Origin of the sequence: Nitrobacter sp. 62-23 (assembly GCF_001897285.1) — a bacterium.
Taxonomy (GTDB): domain Bacteria; phylum Pseudomonadota; class Alphaproteobacteria; order Rhizobiales; family Xanthobacteraceae; genus Nitrobacter.
On record NZ_MKSM01000094.1, the window covers coordinates 16,743 to 43,677 of the forward strand.

Here is a 26,935-nt window from a genome sequence, read left to right on the forward strand (position 1 = left end):
CTTATCAGATTTCCTTGCCGCGCTTGCGCATTTCCGCGCGGAATTCGCCGTTGACCACCGCCGCGAACTGCTGCGCCCACTGGTTCATGAATGCCATGCTCGCCTCGATCGCCTTGGGCTCCTGCGTGATCAACTTCTGTCCCAGCGGGGATTTGTAAAAGGTGACCAGGTCCTTCAACTCCTGCTCGGTAAAATGGCTGGCATAAATCTTCGCCATGCCGTCACCGATCTCCTTTTCGCGACCCGCCAGCGACTTGGCAACGATCAGCGCGACCTCGTTGAGATCCTTCTGGTAGTTCAGATTGGATTGAAGCAGCGTGGTCTTGGTCCGCTCCACCATGCCCGGAACAGCATTCGCGTACATCGCGTTCGCGTGCTTGAGCGTCAGAAGCTCTTTGGCCGAGGCGATGGCGGCGGCCGTCGGCTGCGCGGTCTGCTGAGCCAGCGCGGTGCCTGAGAACGCCAGCGCCACGGCAAGGCAAGCCGTCGGCAGAATTCTTGAAAGACCCTTCATCTCGATTCTCCTGATTGCGGCGTTAGCGCCGCTCAACAACGCGAATTCCCTGTGCGCCCGCCAACATCGCCACACGCGCCAGACCAATGAACAGTCCGTGCTCGACGACGCCAGGGATCGGATTCAACAGCCCGGCCAGCTGGGATGCATCGGGTATTTGCCCGAGGCTGGCATCGAAAATCCAGTGGCCGCCATCGGTGACGAAAGCATGGCCGTCCGGCCCCTTTCGGACGGCCAGTTGACCCGAAACGCCGGCTTTCGCGAACGCATCGGTAATGGCGCGGCGCGTCGCCGCCAGCCCGAATGGAATGACTTCGATCGGCAAGGGAAACCTGCCAAGGCTCGCCACCCACTTCGTCTCGTCAGCGATCACGATCATGCGCTCCGACGCCGCCGCCACGATCTTCTCGCGCAGCAGCGCCCCGCCGCCGCCCTTGATCAGGTTCAAGTCGGAATCGATTTCGTCGGCGCCGTCGACCGTCAGATCGAGCCGGTCGAGATCGTCCAGGGTGGTCAGCGGAATGCGGCACCGCTCTGCGTTGGCTCGCGTTGCTTCGGATGTCGGCACGCCGACGACCTTCAGCCCCTCCCGGACGCGCTCGCCCAGAAGCTCGACAAAGTGCCTGGCGGTGGATCCCGTCCCCAGGCCCAGTTTCATGCCGTCCTCAACGTATTCAAGGGCGCGCGCCGCAGCCTGTCTTTTCAATTCATCCAACGTCATGAAGACCTCGATCTTGCACAGTCTCGCCTTGCCCGCGTCCCTCTAGAGCATGATCCCGAAAAGTGGAAATCGGTTTTCGGGTAAGATCTTGCTCGATCAATAGAGAGATTAAGGCTGGAGGGCTGATCAACGCGGTTGGATCAGACCCCCAGCGTCCGGAGTCCACGTCCAGGTTTGCCGCAACGACATGCAAACCCGGCGGGACACTAGCTATCCGCAAGGAACAGGGCAATCGGGCGTTTGCGGCCGGCGGATTGGAGCATTTGCCGAGGCCGCATTTCTCTTGCATGTCTGGCGCGAGGCGGGTACCGATCCGCCATTATGACACTTTCCCCTTTTCCAATGGTCGTGTTCGACCTCGACGGGACGCTGGTCGATACAGCGCCCGACCTCGCCGCCGCGCTCAATTTCGTTCTGGACCGCGAAGGCCTGCGCACGGTGTCGTTGCCGACAGCCCGCTCGATGATCGGCGCCGGGGTTCGGCGCATGATCGAGCGCGGCCTCGAGCACGACGATCATCCCGCGACGCCGGACGACATCACGCGGATGATGGGCGACTTCATCGACTATTACACCGCCCATATCGCCGATGCGTCGCGTCCGTTCGAGGGACTTGTCGAGGCGCTCGACGAACTGGCGGCGCGAGGGTACCGTTTCGCGGTCTGCACCAACAAGCTGGAATCGCTCGCCAAGCTGTTGCTTGACCAGTTGGGATTGAGCTCGCGGTTTTCTGCAATCTGCGGAGGCGACACCTTTGGCGTGTCCAAACCGGATCCGGCGATATTGCAGCAGACGGTCGCACGCGCGGGCGGGAGCCTGCGGGCCACCATTATGGTGGGCGATGCGGGTCCCGACGTCGGAGTCGCGCGCCGGGCCGGAATCCCGGTCATCGGAGTTACGTTCGGTTATACGGAAACCCCGATCGCGGAACTCAAACCCGACCGCGTCATCAGCCATATGAGGGAGTTGCCGGACAGCATCGCGGCGTTGCAGACCCCGATGCTGAACGTAACAGGCTGATTTATCTGTCGGAATTCAACCTCGTCAGCATGGTTGATGTCGGTTGCGATCAGCTATTGCGGCCGCCAGCGCTTTTGTGGTCCGAACGGAAGGGCACGGCAGTTCGTCGCAGCTTGAAGCGACGGGCCGATCCAAAGCAGCCTGCGCCCGCCACCACGGCGCCGGCAGCTTAGCCCGCGACGGCAACGCCTTTTTCCCGATCCCCTCTCCCGCACTCAAACCCGCACCCGCCGGTTAACTCTTGCGCATCGCAGCAGAGCTGACGCATTGTGCGGCGGCCATAACTTGCCTAGATTAGAAAAGAAACAAATACCGCTCGCGCCGTTGCAACAAGGCAAATTGAATGACCGGTACCTCTGCTCTTACCGAGGCTTCTGCTTCCGCCCGGAAAATGATCGACCCGTTTGGCCGGTCCATCAGCTATTTGCGCGTATCGGTCACGGATCGCTGCGACCTTCGCTGCTTCTATTGCATGTCCGAAGACATGACTTTTCTGCCGAAGGTCGACCTGCTCACTCTGGAAGAGCTTGACCGCCTGTGCTCGGCGTTCATCGCCAAGGGCGTGCGCAAGCTGCGGCTGACCGGTGGTGAGCCGCTGGTGCGCCGTAACGTGATGTCGCTATTCCATTCGCTGTCGCGTCACCTGCAGACCGGGGCTCTGAACGAACTGACGCTCACGACCAACGGATCGCAACTGGCCCGTTTCGCTTCCGAGCTGAAGGATTGCGGCGTGCGGCGGATCAACGTGTCGCTCGACACGCTCGATCCGACCAAGTTTCGCGAGATCACGCGCTGGGGCGACATGCAGAAGGTCATGGCCGGGATCGATGCGGCGCAAGCCGCCGGCCTCGCCGTCAAGATCAACGCGGTCGCTCTCAAAGGTCTCAACGAAGACGAAATTCCATCTCTGATGGAGTGGGCGCACGGCCGGGGCATGGCGCTGACCCTCATCGAGGTCATGCCGATGGGCGACATCGGACAGTCCCGCACCGACCAGTATCTGCCGTTGTCGATGGTGCGCGCCCGGCTCGCCAGCCAGTACACCCTCACCGATCTGGATGACAGCACGGGCGGTCCCGCCCGCTACGTCCGGGTCAGCGAAACCGGCGGCAAACTCGGCTTCATCACGCCGATGACCCACAATTTCTGCGAGTCCTGCAACCGCGTCCGCATCACCTGCACGGGCACCCTGCACACCTGCCTCGGCCATGAAGACGCTTCGGACCTACGCCGGCCGCTGCGCGCGTCCGCCAGCGACGATCTGCTGTACGAAACCATCGATCGCGCCATTGGTCTGAAGCCGAAAGGCCATGACTTCATCATCGACCGCCACAACCGCCCAAGCGTGAGTCGGCACATGAGCGTCACCGGCGGTTAGGCGAATAAGCGCGCGCGGACGGCGCCGCTCAAAACTCCCTCGATATCAACAAGCCTCCGGTTGACGGCGGCAGTCCGACGCTGGAATGGTGCGCCGGCTTCATGGTACGCGGGCCGGCGGCCCGCTGCATTTCCATGAAAGCGCCGAAACTCCGCGGCCTGACGCGTAGCCTGTCCTGTAATGGCTTGCGCGCCGTGCCGTTCTGCAATCCGGCTTCCAAAATCGCGGCCGGCCGCGAGGAGGATGTGATGCGTCCGTTTCTGGCCCTGAGCGCGGCCATCGACCAGCTCAACGAAAAGATCGGATCCATCTGCAATGTCCTCGTGCTGCTCGCTGTCCTGGTGAGCGCCGGCAACGCGATGGTCCGGTACGCCTTCGACTACAGTTCGAACGGCTGGCTCGAATTGCAGTGGTACATGTTCGCCGTCCTCGTGATGTTCGGCGCGTCCTACACCTTCAAGCGCAATGAGCACGTCCGCGTCGAGATCTTCTATCTGTTCCTGTCCGAGCGCGGCAGACTCTGGCTCGATCTCATCGGCACCCTCTTCTTTCTGATTCCCGCCTGCCTGTTGCTGAGCTACCTGTCATGGCCGTTCTTCATGCAGTCCTACGCGGTCGGCGAAATGTCGGGAAATGCCGGCGGCCTGGTCCGCTGGCCGATCAAGCTCGTCATCCCGGCCGGTTTTGTGATGCTGGCACTTCAGGGCGTCTCGGAAGTGATCAAGCGCGTTGCGGCGCTGCAAGGCAGCGTCACGATCGATACGACGTATGAGAGACCGACCCAATGATTACGCTCCAGATGATGCCGCCGATGATGTTCGGCGGCCTGGTTCTGGCGATGTTGATCGGCTTTCCGGTAGCCTTCACGCTGGCTGCGGTCGGACTCTCCTTCGGCTTCCTCGCGATCCATCTCGGCTTTTTCGACCTGAATTTCCTTCAGGCCATTCCGGGACGCGTGTTCGGCAGCGTGCTGTCCAACGAACTGCTGCTCGCGATTCCGTTTTTCACCTTCATGGGATCGGTGCTCGAGCGCTGCGGTCTCGCGGAAGACATGCTCGACTCGATGGGCCAGTTGTTCGGGCCGATCCGCGGCGGCCTGGGCTATTCGGTCATTCTCGTCGGATTCATTCTCGGCGCCATCACCGGCACGGTCGCGGCGCAGGTGATTGCGATGGCGCTGATCTCGATGCCCGTGATGATGCGCTACGGCTACAATACGCGCTACATCACCGGGGTGCTGGCGGCATCCGGCACCATCACCCAACTCGTTCCGCCCTCGCTGGTGCTGATCGTTCTCGCCGACCAGCTCGGAAAGTCGGTCGGCGACATGTATCTCGGCGCCTGGGGCCCTTCGCTGTTCCAGATCGCGCTGTTCGCCGGCTACACCTTCCTACTCGGCATCTTCAGACCCGATCACGTCCCCGCTGTGCCGAAGGAATTCCGCACGCTCACCGGTTGGCCGCTATGGCGGAAATGCCTGATGGGCATCATTCCCTCCGCCGTCCTGATCTTCGTCGTGCTCGGCACCATGATGATGGGGCTGGCGACTCCGACGGAAGCCGGCGCGATGGGCGCCGTCGGCGCGATCGTTCTTGCGGCCATTCACCACAAGGATTTCAGCACCACCGGCCGCAAAATCCTGATCGTCGGCGCGATCGCTGGCGGCATCGGCACGCTCGTCGGCATCTTCGTCGCGGAAGGGCTGGTCTTCAAGATCGCGTTCGCCGTTACCTATCTCGCGGTGGTGTGGATTTGCCTGGAAGCGGTCCGAATTCCCGGGCTTCGAGGCCTCATCAAGCAGGGCTATCAATCGACGATGCGCCTCACCACCATGGTGACGTTCATCCTGATCGGCTCGACCTGCTTCTCTGTGGTGTTTCTCGGCGTATCCGGCGGCGAATGGCTCGAACATCTGCTGACCTCGCTGCCGGGCGGCGCGTGGGGCTTTCTCGCCTTCATCAACATCTTCATCTTCTTCCTGGCGTTTTTCCTCGATTTCTTTGAGATCGCCTTCATCATCCTGCCGATGATCGCCCCGGTGGCGCAGAAGCTTCTCGCTCCGATCGTCGGCGCGGACGCCGCCCTGATCTGGTTCGGCGTCATGATCTGCGTCAACATGCAGACCTCGTTCCTGCATCCTCCATTCGGTTTCGCGCTGTTCTATCTGCGCGGAGTCGCGCCGCGCGAGGTGAAAAGCTCCGACATCTACTGGGGCGCCGTACCCTGGATCGGATTGCAGATCATCATGGTCGTGCTCGTGATCGCGTTTCCCGCCACGGTGACAGGCCTGCTCGGCAAACCGGCAACCGTCGATCTCGACAAGATCAGGATCGAGATTCCCGATATCGACGTCGCGCCGCTCGATTTCGGTCCACCACTGACACCACAGCAATAGAGCTTTTTCGAGCGACGTGGAGACCGGTTCGCGGGAAGAAAAATCATAGAGTCCCGCTTCTGATTCCATCAGAAGCGGGAAGGCTCTATGAGTGCTTCGCGCCCGAACTGCTTGGGTGCGCCGTCAACCGCGCGTACGCGACCGGATCATGAAGCTGTCATAGGTATACTCGGCCACCTGCCACCACAGGTATCCGTCCGAACGATAGGCCTGCATGATCTCGATGGTCTTCTTGAAGTCGGGGTTCTTCGCCGAAATCTCACCCCACAATTCGTTCGTCGCCTTCAGGCAAGCCTCGAGGATCTCGTTGCTGAACGGCCGCAATTGGGTGCCACCAGCGACGAGCCGCTTGAGAGCGGCGGGATTCTGCATGTCGTAGCGCGCCGTCATCCAGGTGTTGGCGTTGGCGGCCGCATTCATCACGATGGCCTGATAGGCTTTCGGCAAGGTGTTCCACTTTTCCAGATTGCAGAAAGCGTGGATCGTCGGGCCGCCTTCCCAGAAGCCGGGATAGCAATAGTATTTCGCGACTTTCTGGAAGCCCAGTTTTTCATCGTCGTATGGGCCGACCCACTCGGCCGCATCGATCGTGCCCTTTTCGAGCGAGGGATAAATGTCGCCGCCCGCAAGCTGTTGCGGCACGACGCCGACTTTCTGAAGCACCTGCCCGGCAATGCCGCCGATTCGCATCTTCAGGCCCGACAGGTCGGCGACCGTCTTGATCTCCTTGCGGAACCAGCCGCCCATCTGCGTGCCGGTATTGCCGCAGGGAAAACCGATGACTCCGAACTTCTTGAAGAACTCATTGGCGAGTTCGTTCCCTCCGCCCTGATAGAGCCAGGAATTCTGCTGACGCGCATTGAGGCCGAACGGGACAGACGCGAAGATCGCGAAGGTCGGATCCTTTCCGACATAATAATAGGAAACGGTATGGCTCATCTCGACGGTATTGTTGGCGGCCGCATCGAGCGCCTGCAATCCGGGGACGATCTCGCCGGCGGCGAAGAGCTGGATCTGAAACTTGTTGTCGGTCATTTCCGCGACTTGCCTCGCGAAAAACTCGGCACCGCCATAGATCGTGTCGAGCGACTTCGGGAAGCTCGACGTCATGCGCCATTTGATCTCGGGTGCCGATTGCGCGATTGCCGGCGAGGCTACGATCGCGGCAGCGGAGCCGGCCGCCGAAGCTTTCAGAAAATCGCGGCGTTTCATTCAGACACTCCCTATGACGACGTTTCTTACGAATTCCGGCAGACGCTGTTCAGGCCGCAGCGATCACACTGTGAAGCTGGTCGCGAACACGCCCGGCAATGACGCGATAGATCGCCGCATGCGGTCCGTCCGGCTCGCTCTCCACCACCGGATGACCCGAGTCGGAGGTCTCGCGAATCGACATGTGAAGCGGGACTTCGCCCAGAAACGGCACGCCCAGCCGTTCCGCCTCATGTCGCGCGCCCCCGTGACCAAAGATATCGCTTCGCGTCCCGCAATGCGGACACTGGAAAAAGCTCATGTTTTCGACGATGCCAAGAACCGGCACGTTGACCTTCCTGAACATCGCAATCCCGCGCCGCGCGTCGATCAGCGACAAATCCTGCGGCGTCGAAACGATGACGGCGCCCTTGAGCGGCACGGTCTGCGCCAGCGTCAGTTGCGCGTCTCCGGTCCCCGGCGGCATGTCCACGACCAGAACGTCGAGTTCGCCCCAGGCGACATCCCGCAGCATCTGCCTGATCGCGGACGTCACCATCGGGCCGCGCCAGATCATTGCGCTTTCTTCCTCGACCAGGAAGCCGACCGACATGATCGCGAGGCCGAAACGCTGGATCGGGATCATTTTTTTCTCGTCGCTCAGTCGCGGCTTTTCCCGAATACCGGTCAGTCTCGGGATCGAGGGTCCATAGATATCCGCATCGAGCAGGCCAACGCGCAGACCGAGAGCCCGCAGGCCGAGCGCGAGATTGAGCGCGGTGGTCGATTTGCCGACCCCCCCCTTGCCGGAGGCTACGGCTATGACGGCCGCAACTCCGGGAATATCCGACTGTCGCGACATCGGCGACTGTGACGCCGGCTTTTGCGGCGCGCGATGTGCCGAGACATGCGGAATCCCTTGCGTGGACCGCGGCGTGGGGGCGGCGTCGCCGGCCTTGCGTTCGGCGGTCAAGACGACCATGGCAACCGACACGCCGGGGATGGCGCGCACGGCGGCCTCCGCCCGGGCGCGAACGTCCTCCCATGCGCCGATCTCCGAGGCCTCGACGTCGATGGAGAACAACACCCGGTCGCCAGTGACGGCGATCTCGGACAGTACGCCGGCATCGGTCAGCGCCACGCCGCGCGGAGACAGGACACCAGCCAGCCGATCGAGAACCTGTTGCGGCGTTACGGTCAAGTGGTCACTCCGGGATCGGCTCGCTCGTGGAGTGGACTTGACATTCGGTAGCCGGCTTGCAGCGAGCGCGAGCAGCGAACATCAAATCCTCCACTGGAAACCAGATTTGCCAGCGGTCCCTTGATCTGACATTTGCAGGAATGCCTGTCGCGACGGGGGCAAATGTTGAACTGGGTCACTGGCGACGAAACAGACTCAACATGGCGACCCGCCTCACCCCGGTCAATGTCCGTGCTTGACTAATCCAACGGCAGGTCCGGGCTCGAAGCCTGCGGAGGCCGCTCCCGTTCAGCCGCCGCATCGTAGTTCAGTTCGATCATTACCCCGTTCGGGTCGCTGACGAAAATCTGCCACAGGGCTCCGCCGGGGACTTCGCGAGCCCTGAAAGCGAAGCCTTTTGATTCCAGACGCTGTTTCATGCTCTCGAAATTGCGGCTGGCGAAGGCGATATGATGGACCACACCCGAATCCGGCTTCTGCGGCTCGGACGTCGGGGAGATGTCGACGAGATGAACCACCGGCTTGCCCTCGCTATAGAGCCATGCGCCCGGAAAAGCGAAGTCCGGCCGGGCGCCTTTGGTGAGACCGAGGATCTCCTCGTAAAAGCGCACCGTCTCGGCAAGCTTGCGGGTCCGGATGTTGAAGTGATCAAGCGTGCCCACGCTCATGTCGCGCCGCTCCTGTCGACTGACAATCGATACCGGTTCAATTCCAGCGTCTGTTTCAACAGCGTTGAATCAGACCCGTCGCTTATCTTTGCTTGATCATGATCTTTTCCGAAAACCGGTTTCCACTTTCAGAGATCATGCTCTAACGCGTTTCACACCGTCTTGGAATTCTGCCGGCGACAACCCTCTCCTGTCCTATCGCATTGCCGTTGCGGCCCGCGCTTCTGGATATTCCCGCCTTTGCCGCTCCGGCCCCAAGGGCTATGCTGGATGGCAGGCCACCGGGTTCGATCCTAACATTTGCATTCCCTTGCAGAGCGTTCTTTTTACAAATGTTAGAATCGACGAACACGGAGTTTGGATTTGACATTCGCACCGCTAACTCGCGGTCAAGTGGGCCGCGAAAGTCAAAATCCGCTCCACCAGATTTGATCGCGACGCACCCACCCCGCTCCCACCCGCAAAACGCCCGTCAAACAGGCCTGGCCGCGATGACGGCAAAACCGCAGTTTTTTGAACACGGTTCGGACATGATAAGGTTCAGATATGGCTAAAGTCGCATTTCTCGGTCTCGGCGTCATGGGGTTTCCCATGGCAGGACATCTCACCGCAAGGGGCCACGAGGTGACGGTGTTCAATCGAACGCCGGCCAAGGCCGAGGCATGGGCCGGAAAATTCGGCGGCAAAACCGCGCCGACGCCGCAAGCGGCAGCCGAGGGTCAGGATTTCGTGATGGCCTGCGTCGGCAACGACGACGACTTGCGCGCGATCACGGTTGGCGACGGCGGCGCGTTTGCTGGAATGAAGCGAGGCGCTACCTTTGTCGATCATACGACCGCCTCGGCAGAGATCGCGCGCGAACTCGATGCCGAAGCGACCAGGCGCGGCTTCGGTTTTGTCGACGCCCCGGTCTCCGGCGGCCAGGCCGGCGCTGAAAACGGCGCTCTCACAGTCATGTGCGGGGGAACGGAAAATGCGTACGCCGCCGCCGAACCGGTCATCGCGGCCTACGCCAGGATGTGCAAACGGCTCGGCCCGGCGGGCGCGGGTCAGTTGACCAAAATGGTCAACCAGATCTGCATTGCCGGCCTCGTGGAAGGGCTGTCGGAGGGCATCCACTTCGCCAGGAAGGCCGGACTGGACATCAACTCGGTGGTCGAGGTGATTTCGAAGGGCGCCGCTCAATCGTGGCAGATGGACAACCGCTCCAGGACGATGAACGAAGGCAGGTTCGATTTCGGCTTCGCCGTCGAATGGATGCGCAAGGACCTCTCGATCTGCCTCTCGGAAGCCCGCCGCAATGGCGCCAGCCTTCCGGTCACAAGCCTAGTGGATGCGTTTTACGCAGAAGTCGAGAAAATGGGAGGCTGCCGCTGGGACACGTCAAGTCTCCTGGCGCGGCTTGAGCGTTAACGGGCGCCGGATTTATGATGGACCGATCCGGTCCATTCGCCGCAGCAAGTCCTGTTTCCAGGAGGATTTAACCACCCGTTAACCGGATTGTCCTGCACTTTAAGGCAGCCCTTAATGATTTAGCGCCAAAGATAGGCGAGCAAAGGCTCGCGCGGCCGCGTGCAGGATTCGTGTCTGGTTGATGAGTACCCCCGCCGATAAACCTGAAGTTGCCCAGGTTCCGGTCGCGCCCGCGATTGTACCTTCCGCACGCCATCGGCGCGCCGCCACGCAGCGGGTCCGCGAAGCGCGCGACCGCTTGACCTCGACCAGCGGAACACGCCCGGCGTTCGATCACGAACTGCTCCGGCAATATGCGCAAACGCGACTGTCGGCCTCGTTCGTGGTGATGCTGCTCGTGGTCGCCGCCGGCGTGCTGTTCGGTTTCCGGATCGAGCCAGCCACGGCTGCGGCATGGACATTCGTGATGCTCTGCGTCCATGGTCTCATCATCTACAACTGCAACAATTTCCTCAACGAGACCTCGCCCCACAACAGCACGCGCAGATGGCGCGCGCGCTTCATCCTGCTCGATCTCCTGTACGGCCTATGCTGGATGACGATCCTGGTTCAGCCTTCCGGTTCGAACCTGGTTGCCAATACCCTGATGATGTTCCTGATGCTGCTGATCGTGGCGGTATCGAGCATGCTTGCCGCCAGCCTGCCCATTGCCGCGCTTGCCGCGACCGCTCCCGTGACAACAGCGGTCGCGCTGAAGTTCGCAATCGCGGGCACCTTCAATGACTACATCCTGGCCGTTCTCGCGCTGGCCGCGGAAGGATACTTCGCATTGCTCGCGCATCGCCTGCATTCCACCACGCTGGCGACACTTGAAGCACGCGCGGAGAAGGATGCCCTGATCGCCGAACTCGAGCAGGCCAAGGCCATTTCCGATGAAGCGCGGCATCGCGCGGAATCGGCCAACGTCGCAAAATCAAGATTTCTGGCTCAAATGAGTCACGAACTGCGGACGCCGCTCAACGCCATCCTTGGATTTTCCGAGGTGATGAAGAGCGAGATTTTCGGCAAACATGCGGTCCCGGCCTACAAGACCTACTCGGCCGACATCCATAATTCCGGTGTTCACCTGCTGAATCTGATCAACGAGATCCTCGACCTGTCGCGGATCGAGGCCGGCCGTTATGAACTCAACGAAGAAGCGGTGTCCCTGGTCCATGTCGTCGAGGACTGTCATCACCTCCTGAAGCTGCGGGCGTCCAGCCGCGGCATCACCATTCACGAGGTGTTCGAACAAGGCATGCCGCGAATCTGGGGGGACGAGCGCGCCACGCGCCAGATCGTGCTCAACCTGTTGTCAAACTCGATCAAGTTCACGCCACAGGGCGGGGAGATCTGGCTCAAGGTCGGATGGACCGCATCCGGCGGGCAGTACCTCAGCGTCAAGGATAACGGCTCGGGGATCGCTGAAGACGAAATCCCGATCGTGCTGGCGTCATTCGGGCAAGGGTCGAATTCGATCAAATCGGCCGAGCAAGGCGCGGGCCTCGGCTTGCCGATCGCAAAAAGCCTGATCGACATGCACGGCGGCACGTTCACCCTGCGGTCCAGGCTCCGCATCGGCACTGAGGTCATCGTCACTTTTCCGCCCGAGCGCGTGATGTCCGCTCTGGCGCCGATGGCGGAGGATGCTCCGCCGCTCCAACCCGAACGAACCGCCGATCGCGCAGCGGAGGAAAGACGCCACCTGCGGAACAAGCCGATCATGAACGCCGGCACGGGTCTTTAGACGAGGGCAGCGCATGACTGATCGTCGTCATCCCGAATGAGCATCGAGACGCCCATGCCGAGCTTCTTGAATCAACCAGTCGTCACCAAAAACCCGGATCACGATAATTCGGGATCGAATCGATACAAAGTCGTGGACGTGATCGATTCTGATATTCCAGAACGGGATGCGGGCGAAAAACCGCCACGCACCCCCGCTCCGGCAGGTGCGCTGTGATCCGTATCCTGCTGGTGCTGGGCATGCTGGCGGCGACGGCGGGAACCGTGGTCGCCTATGGCGATCCCGCGCGGATATCTGCGGCAGGACGTCTGGTCTCGACCATGCTGCGCAAGGCCAGTGCGGGAACCGAGCGCAGCGTCCAGATTCCCCGTGCCCAGAACGGGGATTTTACGCTGCATGCCAAGATCAATGGCGTGAAAACAGCAATGATCATCGACACCGGCGCAACCTCCGTCGTCCTCACCTACGAGACCGCGAAAGCGGCGGGATTACCGTTGGAATTGCTGAACTACGACGTCGACGTCGAGACGGCGGGCGGGCGGGCGCGCGCGGCGCGACTGACGCTCGACCGGCTTGCGGTCGGAAAGCTCGTCGAGCGATCCGTGCCCGCGCTCGTTGTTCCGCGCGGCCAGATGAAAACCAACCTTCTGGGGATGAGTTTCCTCAACCGGCTCGAAAGCTGGGAAGTTCGCGCGGATCGATTAATGCTGCACGGCTATCCCTAAAAGGCTTCATGCGCAGCGTTTCACAACGCATGGCGTAGGTCTCGTTTGAGACGCACCACCCGGGAAATACGTCGATGCTATCTGGCTTATTCCCCTGCCGGGGTAGCGATCCTTGCCAGCGAGAACATGGCGACGGCCTGCTCAAAAGGAGGCGCCGGCGGAGCGAGAGCCGCCGGCGCGGTCGACAAGCGATCCCTGCGGAAGATCCCTGTGTCGACGAAGGTGGCAGGACGGTCATCTCCGACCGCTGTGTGGGTCAAGCCACCTTGAACTGTCTTGCGATCGCCACTTTCCAGAACGATGGACCATGCATCGCGATGGGCCACCGGGAACGAGCCTGCCTTCGGCCGATCCTCGAATTCAGGGCCTCAAAGAATCACCCTGACGAACTGAATACTCGCTCGATTAAGATGCATAGTCAATATATCTTTTTGGCTATTAGCATAACGCCTGACAATCGCCGGATGGCATGCGCCGAGCGTGGACGGCATAACTGCGCGGGAGTTCGGAGCGACCGGATCAGCCCGCCTGCCGGATGGCGCGCTGGGCCATAACCTTGACGAGATTGGCGCGATAGGCCGCCGATCCGTGAATGTCGGCGATCATGTCCGCATCCGAAATCCCGATCGCGTCCAGCGCCGATGGAGACCAATCGGCATTGAGCGCCGCCTCGATCGCGCGGACCCGCATCACGCCATTCTGCGACGCGCCCGTCGCAGCCACGCGCACGTCGCCGCCTTTGATCCTGGCGACGAAGACGCCCGTCAACGCGAAACGCGAAGCCGGATGACGCATCTTGGCGTAGCCGGCTCTTTCCGGAATCGGGAAGCCTATTTCAGTGATGATCTCGCCGTCTTCCAGCGCCGTCGTGAACAGTCCTTTGAAGAAATCATCGGCTGCGATCGACCGTTTGTTGGTCTTCACGGTCGCGCCAAGCGCCAGGACGGCCGCCGGATAGTCGGCGGCCGGATCGTTGTTGGCGATCGATCCGCCGATGGTGCCACGATAACGGACTGCGGGATCGCCGAGCAACGACGTCAGATGCACCAGCGCCGGAATCGCCTTCTTCACATCGGCGTTGGTCATGATGTCATAATAGGTGGTGGCCGCCCTGATCGTGAGCGTGTCACCGGACGCCTCCACGCCGATCAGTTCACTGATCCCGGCAAGATCGATCACGTCGGAGGGAGCCGCCAGCCGCTGCTTCATCACCGGCAGCAACGTATGGCCGCCGGCGAGATATTTCGGATCGGAAGCCTTGGCGAACAGCGAAACGGCTTCGTCGATGCTGGCGGGGCGATGATAGGTGGTCTGATACATGGCCGCGTCTCCCTGCCCGTCGTTCAGCCGTGGATCGCGTGCCAGACGCGGTCGGGCGAGGCCGGCATCGCAAGATCGTTGTTGCCGATGGCGTCGGTGATGGCGTTGATGACGGCGGCAGATGCACCGATCGCGCCGGCCTCGCCGCAACCCTTTACGCCGAGCGGATTGCCCGGACACTCCGTCATGGTGTGCTGGATATTGAAGGACGGCAGGTCTTCGGCGCGCGGCATCGCATAGTCCATGAACGAGGCCGTGAGCAACTGACCGTTCTCGTCATAGACCGCGTGCTCCAGCAGCGCCTGGCCGATGCCCTGCGCGAGGCCGCCATGGACCTGCCCTTCGACAATCATCGGATTGATGAGGCGGCCGAAGTCATCCGCCGCGACGAAGTTGACGAACGACGTCTTGCCGGTATCGGCGTCAACCTCGACCTCGCAAATGTAGGCGCCCGCCGGAAACGTGAAGTTGGTCGGATCGTAGAACGCGCTCTCCTTCAGCCCCGGCTCCATGCCGTCGGGCAGGTTGTGCGCGGTGTAGGCGGCCAGCGCGACCATCGGCAGCGCAATCGCCTTGTCGGTGCCGGCAACTTTGAACTGGCCTTCCTCGATGACGATGTCGTTTTCCGAAGCCTCGAGCTGATGCGCGACGATCTTCTTCGCCTTGGCCTCGACCTTCTCCATCGCCTTGACGATGGCCGACAAGCCCACGGCCGCCGAGCGCGAGCCGTAGGTGCCCATGCCGAACTGCACCTTGTCGGTGTCGCCGTGCACGATCTGAACCTGATCGATTGAAATTCCGAGCCGGCCGGCGACCACTTGCGCGAATGCCGTCTCGTGCCCCTGGCCGTGACTGTGCGACCCCGTCAGCACCTCGATAGTACCCACCGGATTGACGCGCACCTCCGCGGATTCCCACAAGCCCACGCCGGCTCCGAGGCTGCCGACGGCCTTTGACGGCGCAATGCCGCAGGCTTCGATATAACAGGACACGCCGATGCCGCGCAGCCTGCCCTCGCTCTTTGCCTTGGCCTTGCGCGCCGCGAACCCGGCATAATCGATCGCCTTCATCGCCGCATCGAGCGACGCGTTAAAGTCGCCGATGTCATAAGCCATGATGACCGGCGTCTGATGCGGAAACTGGGTGATGAAGTTCTTGCGCCGCAGTTCGGTCGGATCGACCTTGAGCTGGCGCGCCGCGGTTTCCATCAGCCGCTCGACAACGTAACTCGCCTCGGGCCGGCCCGCGCCGCGATAGGCGTCCACCGGCGCGGTGTTGGTATAGACGCTGATCACCTCGGCGAAGATATTGGGAATGTCGTACTGGCCCGACAGCAGCGTGGCGTAGAGATAGGTTGGCACCGACGAGGAGAACAGCGACATGTAGGCGCCGAGATTGGCATGGGTCTTCACGCGCAATCCCGTGATCCTGTTGTCCTTGTCGAACGCCATCTCGGCCCTGGTCAGATGATCGCGGCCGTGCGCGTCGGTCAGGAATGACTCGGTGCGGTCGGCGGTCCATTTCACCGGGCGGCCGGTCTTCTTCGCGGCCCACAGCGCCACCATCTCCTCGGGGTAGATGAAGATTTTCGAGCCGAAGCCGCCACCGACATCAGGCGCGATCACGCGCAGTTTGTGCTCCTGCGCGATGTTGTAGAACGCCGAGAGCACAAGCCGCGCCACATGCGGATTCTGCGAAGTGGTATAGAGCGTGAAGTGCTCCTCCGCCGGATCATACTCGGCGATCGCGGCGCGCGGCTCGATCGCATTTGGCGCCAGACGATTGTTGGTGATGTCGAGCGAGACTATATTGGCGGCCGCGTTGAAGGCCACCTCGGTTGCGGCTTCATCGCCAAGCGTCCAATCGAAGATCACATTGCCCGGCGCCTCCGGATGAAGCTGCGGCGCGCCGCTCGCGACCGCCTCGCGCATATCGACGACCGCGGGAAGCTCCTCGTAAGTCACGACAACAGCTTCAGCCGCGTCGCGCGCCTGATTGCGCGTCTCGGCGATGACGACGGCAACGGCCTGCCCGACGAAACGCACGGTCTCCGGCGCCATCGCGGGCCACGCCCCCATCTTCATCGGTGAGCCGTCCCTGGAGTGGATCATCCAGCCGCAGATCAGGTTGCCGATCTTGTCGTCGACCAGTTCCTTGCCGGTCAGGACGGCAACCACCCCCGGCATCGCAAGCGCCGGCGCGGTGTCAATCGCGCTCACCTTGGCGTGGGCGTAGGGACTGCGCACGAACGCCGCATAGGTCATGCCATGCAAGCGGATATCATCGACGTAGCGGCCCCTGCCGGTAATGAAGCGCTTGTCTTCCTTGCGCAGCGCGCGGGCGCCGATTCCCTCGATTCCCATCATTCGCTCCCTTCGGAGTGATGCCACGCCTCTTCCATCGAATCCGGCGCGACCAGAGTTTCCCGAGCGACCGCTCCGGGCCGTTATTCCGCGGCCTGCGCCGCTGTCATCCGGCCGGCCGCATCGAGCACCGATTTGACGATGTTATGATAGCCGGTGCAGCGGCAGATATTGCCTTCAAGCTCCTGGCGCAGAATGTCCTCGGTCAACCCAGCGCCATGGCGACGCACGATGTCGATCGAAGCCATGATCATGCCGGGCGTGCAGAAGCCGCACTGGAGTCCGTGATTATCGCGGAACGCCGCCTGCATCGGATGCAGTTCGTCGCCGTTGGCGATACCTTCGATGGTCGTGATGCTCGTGCCGTTGGCCTGCCCGACCAGGACCGTGCAGGACTTGACCGCACGGCCGTCGATATGAACGGTGCATGCGCCACATTGGCTGGTATCGCAGCCGACATGCGTGCCGGTCAGTCCCAGATGGTCGCGCAGCAGGTGAACGAGAAGCGTCCGGTCTTCGACCTCGACAGAGACCGGTTTGCCATTGACGGTCAACCTGATCGTAGACACGGGATCCTCCGAGGCGGTTTATTCCATCGGCTGAATAGAACCACGGCCGGAAAACTTTGTAACTCCGATTTTCGTCCTATGCCCTTTAGCCCGATGTAAGGGTTGTCCTGCCTGTTGTGCAGGGGTGCGCGCCGTGCACGGTCATGTGATGATCGCGGCGTGATGATCGTTACGGGTGATGATCGCCGTGAGTGATGATCGCGGTGTTTTGCCGACAAAAGCCGGGTCACTCCAGCCAGCCCCCAGGGACTCGCCGAGGACAAGCAGCGACCCGAGGGAGGCGGATCCAAAACACAAGGGACCCAAAACATAAGGGACCCAAAGCACAAGGGCCCCGAAGGGCCCCTGCATCACACCGCGTCTTTCGCAGCCTTGACCGGCCGCGCCCTGACAATCTTTCGAGCCGGCTTCGCCTTGAAGGTCATCGGCTCACCGGTGAAGGGGTTGGTGCCCTTGCGCGCCTTGGTCGCCGGCTTCTTGATAACCACGAATTTCGCAAAGCCCGGCAGCATGAAGGTGCCGGTCTTCTTGAGTTCCTTGTAGCCCGTGGTCGCAAGCGCCTCGAGAACGCCCTTTACGTCCTTCTTCGATAATCCGGCCTGAGCCGAGACTTTCTCAACGAGCTGCGATTTCGTCATCTGGGTTGCCATCATCGATCCTGTCTGTTGATTCGGCCCGGAGAACAATATTTCGAAATCCAGCCAAAAAAACACGCCTTATGGGATTTATAACAGCTTACTTCGAGCGCCCCGGCCGCGCCTGGCGGGCAGGCCCGCCCCAAATCCAGGGCAGCGGCCGGTTCTTGCCCTACGCCTGGGCAAATCGTGCTATGCGCCGGCGATGAGAAATCTCTTCCGCATAGGCGTTTTCATCCTGATCGGGGCAGTCATCTTCGCGACGCTCGGGCCGCCGCGCTATCGCCCGCACGCCCCGCTCGGACAGGGCGGTGAGCATGCCCTCGCCTTTATTCTGGTTGGTCTCGCCGCCGGCCTCGCGTTCCCGCGGCGACGCCTGCTCGTCGTGGCGCTATCCGTCATTCTGATCGGCCAGATCGAGATCCTGCAACTGTGGGCGCCCGGCCGCCATATGCGGCTGGGGGATTTTCTGGTCGATGCCGCGGCGGCGTCCATCGGCCTCGCCGCCGCTGCCGCGATCGGCTGGTTTGCCGCACGATGGAGCGGATCGAGGTCCTGATGAGCCCGAGAGGGTGGCTCAACCCGCAGCTCCTCGGCGCATCCTGAAATCGGAACAATTCGCAACAATGAATGGCGCAAGCGGAGGCGATGGCGTGATCGCGCGCGCTTTTATCCAAGGTGGCGGGCTGCTAAACCTGCGCGGATGCCACGCTCCGCCTCCAATTCCAAGACAAGAGTCGCCGCCGTCTCCATCGTCGCCAGCGCCAGCATGGCGGCGGTCAAGTTCGTGGTCGGCGTGGCGATCGGAAGCCTGGCGCTGATTTCCGAGGCGCTGCACAGTTCGGTCGATCTCATCGCCACGGTCGCAACCTGGATCGTGGTGCGGATTTCCGACCGTCCCGCCGATGACGAACATCACTACGGCCACGGCAAGATCGAAAGCCTCTCGGCCCTTGGCGTCATCGCCCTACTCTACGTGCTTGCAGGTGGCATCGTGGTGCAGGCCTATGCCCACTTGCGCGACGGGGTGCCGCCACCGACGCTCTCCGCCATTCCGTTCGTCGTGCTGGCGGTCGACATCGCCGTCAATTTCTGGCGTGCCCGTGCGCTGCACCGGACCGCGCTCGACACCCGCAGCCAGGCGCTGGAAGCCGACGCCCTGCACTTCGCTTCCGACGTCCTCGGATCGGTCGCCGTCATCATCGGGCTTGCGCTGTCCGGACTGGGCTATGCGTGGGGCGATCCCGCGGCTGCGATCGGCGTCGCCGTTCTGATCTCCGTGCTGGGCTTGCGGCTCGGACGCGCCACAGTGGAAACCCTGCTGGATCGCGCGCCGGAAGGCGCCGCCGAGCGGGCCGGCGCCGCGATCAGGCTGTTACCGGGCGTCATTGATGTCGAGCGTTTGCGGGTCCGAATGGTCGGTCCCCGGCATTTTGTCGACGTGATCGCCAAGGTGCCGCGAACCTATCCGATCGACCGCATCGACGCCATCAAGCAGCAGGCGCAGGACGCCGTGTCCGCCGCTCTCGGCGAGGCCGATCTGACATTCACCGCGATACCGGTCGCGCACGACAACGAAAGCGTCCGCGAGCGCATCATGGTGATCGCCCGCAATTCGGGGCTCGCGATTCACCACGTCACCGTGCACGACCTCGGAGCAAAACTGACGGTCAGCATCGACCTGGAGGTCGACGGCGACATGGCGCTGGTGGACGCCCATGCGATCGCGCATCGGCTGGAGCACGACATCCGCCTCGAGTTCGGCGCGGAGGCCGAGGTGGACACGCACATCGAGCCGCTGGAGCCGGAGCTTCCGCTCGGGACGGACGCCGCTCCCGCACGGATCGATATCATCCGAAAGGCCCTGTCCGGTTTCGCCGCAGGCAGCGCGATCCATGACATTCACAACGTGCGCGTCCGCAATAGCGACGCGGGCGAGATCGTCAACTTCCATTGCCGTGCCGCGCCGTCGATGAGCGTCGCCAGGGTGCATGCCCAGGTCGACGAGATCGAACGCGCGTTGCGCCGCGCCTTCCCCAGCGTCAAGCGCGTCATCAGTCACGCGGAGCCGCCGCGCGGAAGCTGATCGCTGCCGCAGAGCGGCGTTCCCGTTTCGGACTCACGGGCGAGCGCGACGAAGCCTCACGATTCTCCGTTGGACAAAATTTATTTCCTATTAACGAATCGTTGACTCTCGACAGCACCGAAAAAGTGGATTCAAATCGTGGCGATTCGGAAGGGCGGGGCTGCCCTTCCCGATCGATGTACGGAATTCTCACGGGGGCTTAGGGTATGGCGCGCGCTCAGGTGGCGAGCGCTTGCGCTCAATCCGATTCGATCAAAGGATTGGCGCAATCGATCGCAAAACCTGCCTATCACAGGCTGCTGGTCGCGGAGCCCGCGCTTCGCCGCGCCGTCCCCGCATTGATCATTGCTTTCCTGGTGACGATATGTGTCGGCGCCATGGTGCAGGTCATCGATCAGACCCGGCAAAAGCAGGCAATGACAAAACACGATCTGCTGGCGCTCGCCGACCTCTTGGCCGAACGGCTTGAGCATGTCGGCGTGATCCGCCAGGACCGCCCCGCCTCCGTCGAGCGTCTTCAGAACCTGTTGCCGGAACTCGTTCCCGCCTGGGCGATCGCCTCCGGCCGCCATGTCATCGTCACCGGCGCCGATCAGCGGGTTCTCGCGCGCGTCCCGCTCGAAGCGGCGGCAGACGAGAACAGCCGGATTCTGGAACTCGTCAGCACCGCGCAATCGCCCGCCTTGCGCGGCACATCGCCCGCGAGCATCGCCGACATCATCCTGCTCGACGGCAGCAGCGCGTTTGCGACCCAGCGCGTCGTCAGATCCTTGCTGGGCCAGGTCACCGTCATCCAGGAAAAGACCGATTCAATCTGGCGCCCGGATACGGCGCTGTCGATCACGCTGTCGGCCACCACCGGCTTCGTGGTCCTGATCCTGGGCTTCGCGTTTCACTGGCAGTCCACCCGCGCGCGCGAGGGCGATCTCATCAACGATGCCGTTCGCGGCCGCATCGATACCGCGCTCAACCGCGGCCGATGCGGCCTCTGGGACTGGGATCTGTCGCGCGGGCGGATCTTCTGGTCGCAATCGATGTTCACCATGCTCGGGCTGGAAAGCCGCAGCGACCTGCTCACCTTCGGCGAGGTCAGTTCGCTGGTGAACTCCGACGACATCGACCTGTTCGAAATCGCAGACCAGCTCATCGCGGGAAAGATCGGTCATATTGACCAGAGTTTCCGGATGCAGCACCGCGACGGGCACTGGATCTGGTTGCGCGTGCGCTGCGAACTCGGTCAAGGCGCTGGCGGCCAGGGCGCTCACCTGATCGGGATCGCCGTCGACATCACCGAACAAAAGAGCCTCGCCGAGAAGACCATCGAAGCCGACCTGCGGCTGTGGGACGCGATCGAAACAATCCCCGAGGCCTTTGTGCTGTGGGATGCCGAGGATCGCCTGGTGCTTTGCAATTCCCACTTCCAGCGGCTGCACAAACTTCCCGACAGCGCCGTCACTCCCGGCACCGCCTACGAGACCGTGATCGAGGTCGGCCGCATGCCTGAAATCAGGGCGCGACAACCCGATACCGGCACGGCCACCCCCGGCGCGCGGACCTTCGACGCGCAGTTGGAAAACGGCCGCTGGCTTCACGTCAGCGAGCGCCGCACCAAAGACGGCGGCTACGTGTCGGTCGGAACCGACATCACCAGGATCAAGGAGCATGAGCAGAAGCTCGTCGAGAACGACCTCCGGCTGCGGGCGACCGTCATCGATCTCAAGCGGACCCAGGCGACGCTGGAAAAACAGGCGATCGAACTTGCGGACCTTGCGCGGAAATACGCCGAGGAGAAGGATCGCGCCGAGGACGCCAATCGGGCGAAGTCAAAATTCCTCGCCAACATGAGCCACGAACTGCGCACGCCGCTCAATGCCATCATTGGTTTCTCCGAGATCATGAGCAACGGCGTCTTCGGAGACCTCGGCTCCGAGAAGTACAACGAATACTGCCACGATATCCTGACCAGCGGCCAGTATCTGCTCGAAGTGATCAACGATGTCCTGGATATGTCGAAGATCGAAGCCGGCCGCATGAAGCTCGATATGGAACCGCTCGACCTCGTCGGCACGGTGGAGGAATCGCTGCGCGTGGTCTCGGGTCGCGCCAACGACAAGAACCTGACCCTCGACGTCAGGATCGACGATGATATGTCCATCATCGCCGACCGGCGCGCGGTCAAGCAGGTCATCGTCAACCTGTTGTCCAATGCGGTGAAGTTCACGCCGGACGGCGGACGGATCATGACGCGCAGCCGCGCCTTCGAAAATTCAATTGCCCTGACGATTGCCGACACCGGCATCGGCATCGCGTCACACGCGCTGCAAAAACTCGGCAAGCCATTCGAGCAGGTCGAAAGTCAGCTGACCAAAACCCAGGCGGGATCCGGGCTCGGACTGGCGATCGCCAAGTCGCTGGTCAACCTACATGGCGGGTCGATGCGGCTTCGCTCGAAGCCCGGAACGGGCACGGTGATCTACGTCACCCTGCCCCGGCGCGGCTGCCAGGAGCAACCGGCCTGTGCAGCAGCTTAAGTCTTACCTTCCATCAGCCTGAGAAATACGCCGCGAACGTCTGCCTGGGTGTCGCGGACACGCGCCTCGAGCGCCGAAAAATCCGGAGCGTCCCCGGCCCGCGCCATGACCCGCAGCAGATCGTCGCCCGCCGTTTCCGGCTTGAATTTATCGCTGACGCATAGGCGCAGAACCTGCGTCAGGTCGTGATAGAGTCGCGCCGCGGGCCGCAGAATTTCCGCATCCGGCAACGCCAGGACACCCAGCCGTTGCGCGTTGTTGAGCGCCTGGCGGGTGTTGACGCTGAGAATATCCGGCTTGTCCGCCGCGTGGACGAGTTGAAGATACTGCGCGATGAAATCGATATCGACCATGCCGCCGGCGGCGTGTTTCAGATCCCAGAGGTCCTGCTCGCCTTTTTCCAGCGCGATCGCGCGGCGCATTTCCGCGACGTCGCTGGCGATGAGGCCGACATCGCGCCGTCGCGTCAGAATGGTCCGGATGACGCGTTCGATCCGGTTGCGAAACACCGGTGACGAGGAGATCACCCGCGCGCGCGTGAGCGCCATGTGCTCCCAGGTCCATGCTTCGTGCTCCTGGTAGTCGGCGAACGAGTTGATATGCGACGCGACGGGGCCGGCGCGACCGGACGGTCGCAGCCGCATGTCGACATCATAAAGAACGCCGTAGTTGGTCCGCGTGGTGAAAGCACTGATGAGACGCTGGGTGAAGCGCGCAAAGTATTGCGCGCCGTGCAGCGGCCGCGCGCCATCGGAGTCGGGATGTTCGGAATCGAAATCGTACAGCAGGATCAGGTCGAGATCGGACGATGCGGTCATCTCCCGGCTGCCGAGCTTGCCCATTGCAACGATCGCGGTCTCCTGCGCCGCGATCCGGCCGTGCTGACCGGAGAACTGGTCCTTCACCAGCCCGTGCACGGTGTCGACAATGCCCTCGGCCACGTCGGCGAACACCTGCCCCGCCTGCCGCGCCGACACGGTGCCGGACAGAATGCGGGTGCCGATCAGGAACAGGCTTTCCTGGCCGAACAGCCGCATCCGGTCGAGAAATTCCTCGTAGGAATCGGCGTCCGCGAGCGTGGCCGCCAGCCGCGCAGACAGTTCCTGCCGGTCGGGCATGGCGCCGAAGAAACGCGGATCGATCAGCCCGTCCACGATCTGGGGCCGGCGCGCCAGCATGTCGGCGAGCCGCGGCGCCGCTCCGAGCACGAGCGCAACCAGCGCAACCAGATCCCTGTTCTGGCTGAGCAGCGAAATCAGCCGGCCGCCGCGCTGCAGCGCCTGCAGAAACTGGTCGAACGCCATCACCGCGCTGTCCGGCTCCTCGGCGCGCGCCAGCCCCTCGATCAATGCCGGCACGAATGCTTCGAACGCAGTGCGCGTCGCTTGCACCTTGAGCACCCGATATTCGCCCGCCATCCATTGCCGGATGGTGTCGGCGACCATTCTCGGCTGCTTGAATCCGAGCTTTACCAGATGATCGAGAAGCCGCACGTCGTCAGGTCCGGCGGCATATTCTACTGACGGCAATTTCGCGGTGCCCGCCGGATCGCCTTCGAACAGCCGGCTGTAATGTCCCTGCACGCAATTCAGATGCACCAGCAATTCGTCGGCAAAGGCCGCCCGATCGTCAAATCCCAGGAAACGTGCGAAACGCTCCATCGCTTCGATATCGGCAGGCAACGTGTGCGTCTGCTCATCGGCGATCATCTGAATACGATGCTCGACCTTGCGCAAAAACAGATAGGCCGCGGTCAGTTCGTCCCGCGCCTGTTCCGTGATCCAGTTGTTCGAGGTGAGAATATTCAACGCGTCCAGCGTCGGGCGCACCCGTAATTCGGGATGGCGTCCGCCGGCGATCAACTGCTGGGTCTGCGCGAAGAACTCGATCTCGCGAATGCCGCCGCGTCCGATCTTGACGTTGTGATTTTCGACAGCGATCTCGCTCTGCCCGCGAAAGGTCTGCATCTGCCGCTTCATGTCGTGGACGTCGGCAAGGGCGGCGAAATCCAGATGCTTGCGCCAGACGAAGGGCGATATCTCCGCGATCATCGTCTCCCCAGCCTTGCGATCGCCGGCGCAGGGCCGCGCCTTGATCATGGCGGCGCGCTCCCACGTCCGCCCTTCGCGCTCGTAATAGTCGAGCGCGGCGGCAGTCGAGACGGCAACCTGGGTCGAGGCGGGATCCGGGCGCAAGCGCAGATCGACCCGGAAGACATAGCCGTCGCCGGTTCTCTGTTGCAGCATGCGCGCAAGCGACTGCGTGAGGCGCACGAAGAACGGCTGCGGCTCGATCCCGGGCGCAAGCGTCGGCGCGGCGAGATCGAAAAACACGATCAGATCGATGTCGCTGGAATAGTTGAGTTCGCCCGCGCCCATCTTGCCCATGGCAAGCACCACAAGGCCGCTGCCGTCCTCGGGCCGGTCGATGTCGGCGGGTTGCAGGCGACCCCGCGCGATCTCCTGCCGCGACAGGAATCGCAACGCGCTCCGGACCGCGGCACCGGCGATGTCGGTCAACCCCGCCGTGACCTGCATCACCGGCCACACGCCGCCGATGTCGCACAGCGCGATCAAAAGCGCCGCCTCCGCCTTGACGACGCGAAGCTGCCGCATGGCCTCGGCTTCATCGCCGGCCTCCGCGGCTGCCGATATCTGCGCGATCAGCCGCGCGAGAGCGCCTTCGGGCTCGTCGCGAAACAGCCGCAGCGTCCGGTCCGGATCGGCGCGCATCAGGTCGAAAAGATAGGGCGATGACTCCGCGACACCGAGCAGGATGGCCAGGACCGGAGGAAATGCCGCAGTCAGAGCCCGCATTGCAGCGGATTGCTCCGGCGTCAGCTCGGACAGCCAGTCCTCAAGACGGCGTTCGGCTTCGGCGGGCGCCAACACCTTGGGCACGTCCGCAAGACGCGCCGCCAGACGGGCCCGGTCCGCGTCGTCCTTCGCGGCTGAAATCATGCGCCAATCTGTTGCACGTCCGGCGTCGGCGCCGCAAGCCCCTCACCGTTTCGCGCCGGGATCGACAGCGTCGCGCGCAAGCCGGGATGCGCATCGTCGAGCGTCAGATCGCCGCCGTGCAGCCTGGCCACCGCCGATGCCAGGCTCAGGCCGAGCCCGGATCCCGGCAGGGTCCGGCTGGTCTCGAGCCGCACGAAGCGTTCGACAGCGTGCTTGCGGTCGGCGTCGGGAATCCCGCAGCCGTGATCGGTTACCGCGAGAATGATGCGGTCGCCGTCATGGCGGGCTTCGATCAGGATCGTCCTGTCGGCTGCGGCCGCATCCGCGCCGAGCGGCTGGGCGACCGGCTTCGGCTGACCGTATTTGATTGCGTTCTCGACCAGGTTTGCAAGCGCCTGGCTTATCAGTTCACGATTGCCATGCAGCGGCGCGGGCTCGGATCGCACGTTGAGGCTGAGCCCGTTGTCTTCGGCCAGCGGCTCGTAGAGTTCGTGGATGCCCTGCGCGACGTCGGCGGCGTCGAAATCCGCCATGTTATCGCGCGCCTGCCCTGATTCCGCTCGCGCGATCATCAGGAGCGCGTTGAAAGTCCGGATCAGGCCATCGGACTCCTCGATGGTTTGCTCCAATGCGGCGCGATAGTCACCCTCGCTGCCGGATTTGGCGAGTGCTTGCTCGGCGCGATTGCGCAGCCGCGTCAACGGCGTCTTCAGGTCGTGAGCGATGTTGTCGGAGACTTCCTTCAGCCCGTTCATCAGCGCTTCAATGCGTTCGAGCATCACATTGAGGTTCTCCGCAAGCCGGTCGAGTTCATCGCCCGAGCGGCCGACCGGAAGCCGCCCGCCGAGGTCGCCGGCCATGATGCGCCGGGTGGTCCCGGTCATCGCATCGATCCGGCGCAGCACGCGGCGCGCCACGAAGGTGCCGCCGCCAAGTCCGAGGATCACGACGATCAGGAGCGACCACTGCGCGGCCGAAGCCACGACGCCGAAAATGCGATGACGCTCTTCGAGATCGCGGCCGATCAGCAGGCGAAATCCATTGGACAGTTCCGTCACATTGACCAGTGCGAGATGGTCGGTCTTGTCCTGCTCGTCGAGCCGGCGGTAGGCCGTCTCGCTCCAGCCGATGGTCTCCATGACGCCGGGCTGAAGCGAACCGACATTGCCCGCGACCGCCAGCCCGGCCGGCGTCGTCACCAGGTAGAGGTTGGAGCCCGGCCGCAACGCGCGATTCTCGATCGCAAAGACAAGGCCGCGCAAGCCGCGACGGTTAAAGACGCCGGTAAGCAAGCCGATTTCCTCGTCCACCGTCGCCGTGATCTGATCGGTGATCAGGCGACGAGTGTTCCAGGCGAAATATCCGAGGAGGGACGCCGCGAACAGAGCGAACAGCAGCAGATAGACCAGCGTCAAACGAAACGCCGTGGTGCGAAACAGCTTACCGAGCGCCGTCACCG

Annotated in this window: 22 protein-coding genes; 11 read left to right on the forward strand and 11 right to left on the reverse strand. The window is 62.6% G+C overall.

Annotated elements, in window-relative coordinates; translation table 11 throughout:
• Positions 1-4: 4 nt before the first annotated feature.
• Together BGO16_RS08135 and rpiA are read right to left on the reverse strand one after the other, a co-directional pair.
• Positions 5-514, reverse strand: a complete 510-nt coding sequence (locus BGO16_RS08135; protein WP_292618115.1) for a DUF2059 domain-containing protein — start codon at positions 512-514, stop codon at positions 5-7.
• A 22-nt stretch (positions 515-536) separates the two neighbouring features.
• A complete protein-coding gene (rpiA, locus tag BGO16_RS08140) occupies positions 537-1,235 on the reverse strand; it encodes a ribose-5-phosphate isomerase RpiA (RefSeq protein ID WP_292618116.1) in 699 nt (232 codons plus the stop codon).
• A gap of 321 nt (positions 1,236-1,556) precedes the next feature.
• Here rpiA and BGO16_RS08145 point away from each other — a divergent pair, with 321 nt between their 5' ends.
• The 4 genes from BGO16_RS08145 to BGO16_RS08160 all read left to right on the forward strand — a co-directional run bounded on the left by BGO16_RS08145 (position 1,557) and on the right by BGO16_RS08160 (position 6,028).
• Positions 1,557-2,255 carry an HAD family hydrolase gene (locus BGO16_RS08145; protein ID WP_292618117.1) on the forward strand — a complete coding sequence of 233 codons (699 nt, stop codon included), beginning with the start codon at positions 1,557-1,559 and terminating at the stop codon, positions 2,253-2,255.
• Between the two features lie 343 nt (positions 2,256-2,598).
• A complete protein-coding gene (gene moaA / locus BGO16_RS08150; protein WP_292618118.1) occupies positions 2,599-3,633 on the forward strand; it encodes a GTP 3',8-cyclase MoaA in 1,035 nt (344 codons plus the stop codon).
• Positions 3,634-3,881: 248 nt separating this feature from the next.
• Entirely contained in the window at positions 3,882-4,421 is a 540-nt protein-coding gene (locus BGO16_RS08155; RefSeq protein WP_292618165.1) for a TRAP transporter small permease subunit, read from the forward strand.
• Positions 4,418-6,028 (forward strand): TRAP transporter large permease subunit, encoded by a 1,611-nt coding sequence (locus BGO16_RS08160; protein WP_292618119.1) that lies wholly within the window; start codon positions 4,418-4,420, stop codon positions 6,026-6,028. Before BGO16_RS08155 ends, BGO16_RS08160 begins: the two co-directional genes overlap by 4 nt.
• Before the next feature lie 123 nt (positions 6,029-6,151).
• Here the strand turns inward: BGO16_RS08160 and BGO16_RS08165 are convergent, their stop codons facing one another.
• The 3 genes from BGO16_RS08165 to BGO16_RS08175 all read right to left on the reverse strand — a co-directional run bounded on the left by BGO16_RS08165 (position 6,152) and on the right by BGO16_RS08175 (position 9,088).
• Positions 6,152-7,240: a TRAP transporter substrate-binding protein gene (locus BGO16_RS08165; RefSeq protein WP_292618120.1), complete on the reverse strand. Its 1,089-nt coding sequence runs from the start codon at positions 7,238-7,240 to the stop codon at positions 6,152-6,154.
• Between the two features lie 49 nt (positions 7,241-7,289).
• Entirely contained in the window at positions 7,290-8,420 is a 1,131-nt protein-coding gene (gene apbC / locus BGO16_RS08170) for an iron-sulfur cluster carrier protein ApbC (protein ID WP_292618121.1), read from the reverse strand.
• 239 nt (positions 8,421-8,659) lie between these two features.
• Complete coding sequence (locus BGO16_RS08175; RefSeq protein ID WP_292618122.1) at positions 8,660-9,088, reverse strand: VOC family protein; 429 nt, start codon at positions 9,086-9,088, stop codon at positions 8,660-8,662.
• A gap of 546 nt (positions 9,089-9,634) precedes the next feature.
• Between BGO16_RS08175 and BGO16_RS08180 the strand changes: the two genes are divergently transcribed.
• The 4 genes from BGO16_RS08180 (at position 9,635) to BGO16_RS08195 (ending at position 13,012) form a co-directional block, all read left to right on the forward strand.
• On the forward strand, positions 9,635-10,501 hold the full coding sequence (locus BGO16_RS08180) for an NAD(P)-dependent oxidoreductase (protein ID WP_292618123.1): 867 nt from the start codon (positions 9,635-9,637) through the stop codon (positions 10,499-10,501).
• Between the two features lie 181 nt (positions 10,502-10,682).
• Positions 10,683-12,287, forward strand: coding sequence for a HAMP domain-containing sensor histidine kinase (locus BGO16_RS08185; protein ID WP_292618124.1), 1,605 nt, complete (start codon positions 10,683-10,685; stop codon positions 12,285-12,287).
• A gap of 54 nt (positions 12,288-12,341) precedes the next feature.
• Positions 12,342-12,503 (forward strand): hypothetical protein, encoded by a 162-nt coding sequence (locus BGO16_RS08190; RefSeq protein WP_292618125.1) that lies wholly within the window; start codon positions 12,342-12,344, stop codon positions 12,501-12,503.
• Positions 12,500-13,012, forward strand: coding sequence for a TIGR02281 family clan AA aspartic protease (locus BGO16_RS08195; RefSeq protein WP_292618126.1), 513 nt, complete (start codon positions 12,500-12,502; stop codon positions 13,010-13,012). The genes BGO16_RS08190 and BGO16_RS08195 overlap by 4 nt, the downstream gene beginning before the upstream one ends.
• Before the next feature lie 519 nt (positions 13,013-13,531).
• Here the strand turns inward: BGO16_RS08195 and BGO16_RS08200 are convergent.
• From BGO16_RS08200 to BGO16_RS08215, 4 genes are all read right to left on the reverse strand, one after another.
• Positions 13,532-14,332: a xanthine dehydrogenase family protein subunit M gene (locus tag BGO16_RS08200; protein WP_292618127.1), complete on the reverse strand. Its 801-nt coding sequence runs from the start codon at positions 14,330-14,332 to the stop codon at positions 13,532-13,534.
• Positions 14,333-14,355: 23 nt separating this feature from the next.
• Positions 14,356-16,695 (reverse strand): xanthine dehydrogenase family protein molybdopterin-binding subunit, encoded by a 2,340-nt coding sequence (locus BGO16_RS08205; protein ID WP_292618128.1) that lies wholly within the window; start codon positions 16,693-16,695, stop codon positions 14,356-14,358.
• An 83-nt stretch (positions 16,696-16,778) separates the two neighbouring features.
• Positions 16,779-17,264 carry a (2Fe-2S)-binding protein gene (locus BGO16_RS08210; protein ID WP_292618129.1) on the reverse strand — a complete coding sequence of 162 codons (486 nt, stop codon included), beginning with the start codon at positions 17,262-17,264 and terminating at the stop codon, positions 16,779-16,781.
• A 350-nt stretch (positions 17,265-17,614) separates the two neighbouring features.
• Positions 17,615-17,914 carry an HU family DNA-binding protein gene (locus tag BGO16_RS08215; protein ID WP_292618130.1) on the reverse strand — a complete coding sequence of 100 codons (300 nt, stop codon included), beginning with the start codon at positions 17,912-17,914 and terminating at the stop codon, positions 17,615-17,617.
• 190 nt (positions 17,915-18,104) lie between these two features.
• Between BGO16_RS08215 and BGO16_RS08220 the strand changes: the two genes are divergently transcribed.
• The 3 genes from BGO16_RS08220 (at position 18,105) to BGO16_RS08230 (ending at position 22,516) form a co-directional block, all read left to right on the forward strand.
• Positions 18,105-18,458: a VanZ family protein gene (locus BGO16_RS08220; RefSeq protein WP_292618131.1), complete on the forward strand. Its 354-nt coding sequence runs from the start codon at positions 18,105-18,107 to the stop codon at positions 18,456-18,458.
• A 144-nt stretch (positions 18,459-18,602) separates the two neighbouring features.
• Positions 18,603-19,985, forward strand: coding sequence for a cation-efflux pump (locus tag BGO16_RS08225; RefSeq protein WP_292618132.1), 1,383 nt, complete (start codon positions 18,603-18,605; stop codon positions 19,983-19,985).
• Positions 19,986-20,191: 206 nt separating this feature from the next.
• Positions 20,192-22,516, forward strand: a complete 2,325-nt coding sequence (locus BGO16_RS08230) for an ATP-binding protein (RefSeq protein WP_292618134.1) — start codon at positions 20,192-20,194, stop codon at positions 22,514-22,516.
• Here BGO16_RS08230 and BGO16_RS08235 read toward each other — a convergent pair.
• Together BGO16_RS08235 and BGO16_RS08240 are read right to left on the reverse strand one after the other, a co-directional pair.
• Entirely contained in the window at positions 22,513-25,476 is a 2,964-nt protein-coding gene (locus BGO16_RS08235; RefSeq protein ID WP_292618135.1) for a bifunctional [glutamine synthetase] adenylyltransferase/[glutamine synthetase]-adenylyl-L-tyrosine phosphorylase, read from the reverse strand. The two genes, BGO16_RS08230 and BGO16_RS08235, sit on opposite strands and share 4 nt — an antisense overlap.
• Positions 25,473-26,933: an ATP-binding protein gene (locus BGO16_RS08240; protein ID WP_292618136.1), complete on the reverse strand. Its 1,461-nt coding sequence runs from the start codon at positions 26,931-26,933 to the stop codon at positions 25,473-25,475. The genes BGO16_RS08235 and BGO16_RS08240 overlap by 4 nt, the downstream gene beginning before the upstream one ends.
• Between the last annotated feature and the right edge of the window lie 2 nt (positions 26,934-26,935).

What these genes read in the sequence shown, in the direction of transcription:
- moaA (WP_292618118.1), top strand. Translation starts at nt 2,599, where the DNA reads ATGACCGGTACCTCTGCTCTTACCGAGGCTTCTGCTTCCGCCCGGAAA.
- BGO16_RS08235 (WP_292618135.1), bottom strand. Translation starts at nt 25,476, where the DNA reads ATGATTTCAGCCGCGAAGGACGACGCGGACCGGGCCCGTCTGGCGGCG.
- BGO16_RS08145 (WP_292618117.1), top strand. Translation starts at nt 1,557, where the DNA reads ATGACACTTTCCCCTTTTCCAATGGTCGTGTTCGACCTCGACGGGACG.
- BGO16_RS08175 (WP_292618122.1), bottom strand. Translation starts at nt 9,088, where the DNA reads ATGAGCGTGGGCACGCTTGATCACTTCAACATCCGGACCCGCAAGCTT.
- BGO16_RS08230 (WP_292618134.1), top strand. Translation starts at nt 20,192, where the DNA reads ATGGCGCGCGCTCAGGTGGCGAGCGCTTGCGCTCAATCCGATTCGATC.
- BGO16_RS08190 (WP_292618125.1), top strand. Translation starts at nt 12,342, where the DNA reads ATGCCGAGCTTCTTGAATCAACCAGTCGTCACCAAAAACCCGGATCAC.
- rpiA (WP_292618116.1), bottom strand. Translation starts at nt 1,235, where the DNA reads ATGACGTTGGATGAATTGAAAAGACAGGCTGCGGCGCGCGCCCTTGAA.
- BGO16_RS08200 (WP_292618127.1), bottom strand. Translation starts at nt 14,332, where the DNA reads ATGTATCAGACCACCTATCATCGCCCCGCCAGCATCGACGAAGCCGTT.
- BGO16_RS08135 (WP_292618115.1), bottom strand. Translation starts at nt 514, where the DNA reads ATGAAGGGTCTTTCAAGAATTCTGCCGACGGCTTGCCTTGCCGTGGCG.
- BGO16_RS08220 (WP_292618131.1), top strand. Translation starts at nt 18,105, where the DNA reads ATGAGAAATCTCTTCCGCATAGGCGTTTTCATCCTGATCGGGGCAGTC.
- BGO16_RS08215 (WP_292618130.1), bottom strand. Translation starts at nt 17,914, where the DNA reads ATGGCAACCCAGATGACGAAATCGCAGCTCGTTGAGAAAGTCTCGGCT.
- BGO16_RS08160 (WP_292618119.1), top strand. Translation starts at nt 4,418, where the DNA reads ATGATTACGCTCCAGATGATGCCGCCGATGATGTTCGGCGGCCTGGTT.
- BGO16_RS08165 (WP_292618120.1), bottom strand. Translation starts at nt 7,240, where the DNA reads ATGAAACGCCGCGATTTTCTGAAAGCTTCGGCGGCCGGCTCCGCTGCC.
- BGO16_RS08180 (WP_292618123.1), top strand. Translation starts at nt 9,635, where the DNA reads ATGGCTAAAGTCGCATTTCTCGGTCTCGGCGTCATGGGGTTTCCCATG.
- BGO16_RS08205 (WP_292618128.1), bottom strand. Translation starts at nt 16,695, where the DNA reads ATGGGAATCGAGGGAATCGGCGCCCGCGCGCTGCGCAAGGAAGACAAG.
- BGO16_RS08155 (WP_292618165.1), top strand. Translation starts at nt 3,882, where the DNA reads ATGCGTCCGTTTCTGGCCCTGAGCGCGGCCATCGACCAGCTCAACGAA.
- BGO16_RS08185 (WP_292618124.1), top strand. Translation starts at nt 10,683, where the DNA reads ATGAGTACCCCCGCCGATAAACCTGAAGTTGCCCAGGTTCCGGTCGCG.
- BGO16_RS08225 (WP_292618132.1), top strand. Translation starts at nt 18,603, where the DNA reads ATGCCACGCTCCGCCTCCAATTCCAAGACAAGAGTCGCCGCCGTCTCC.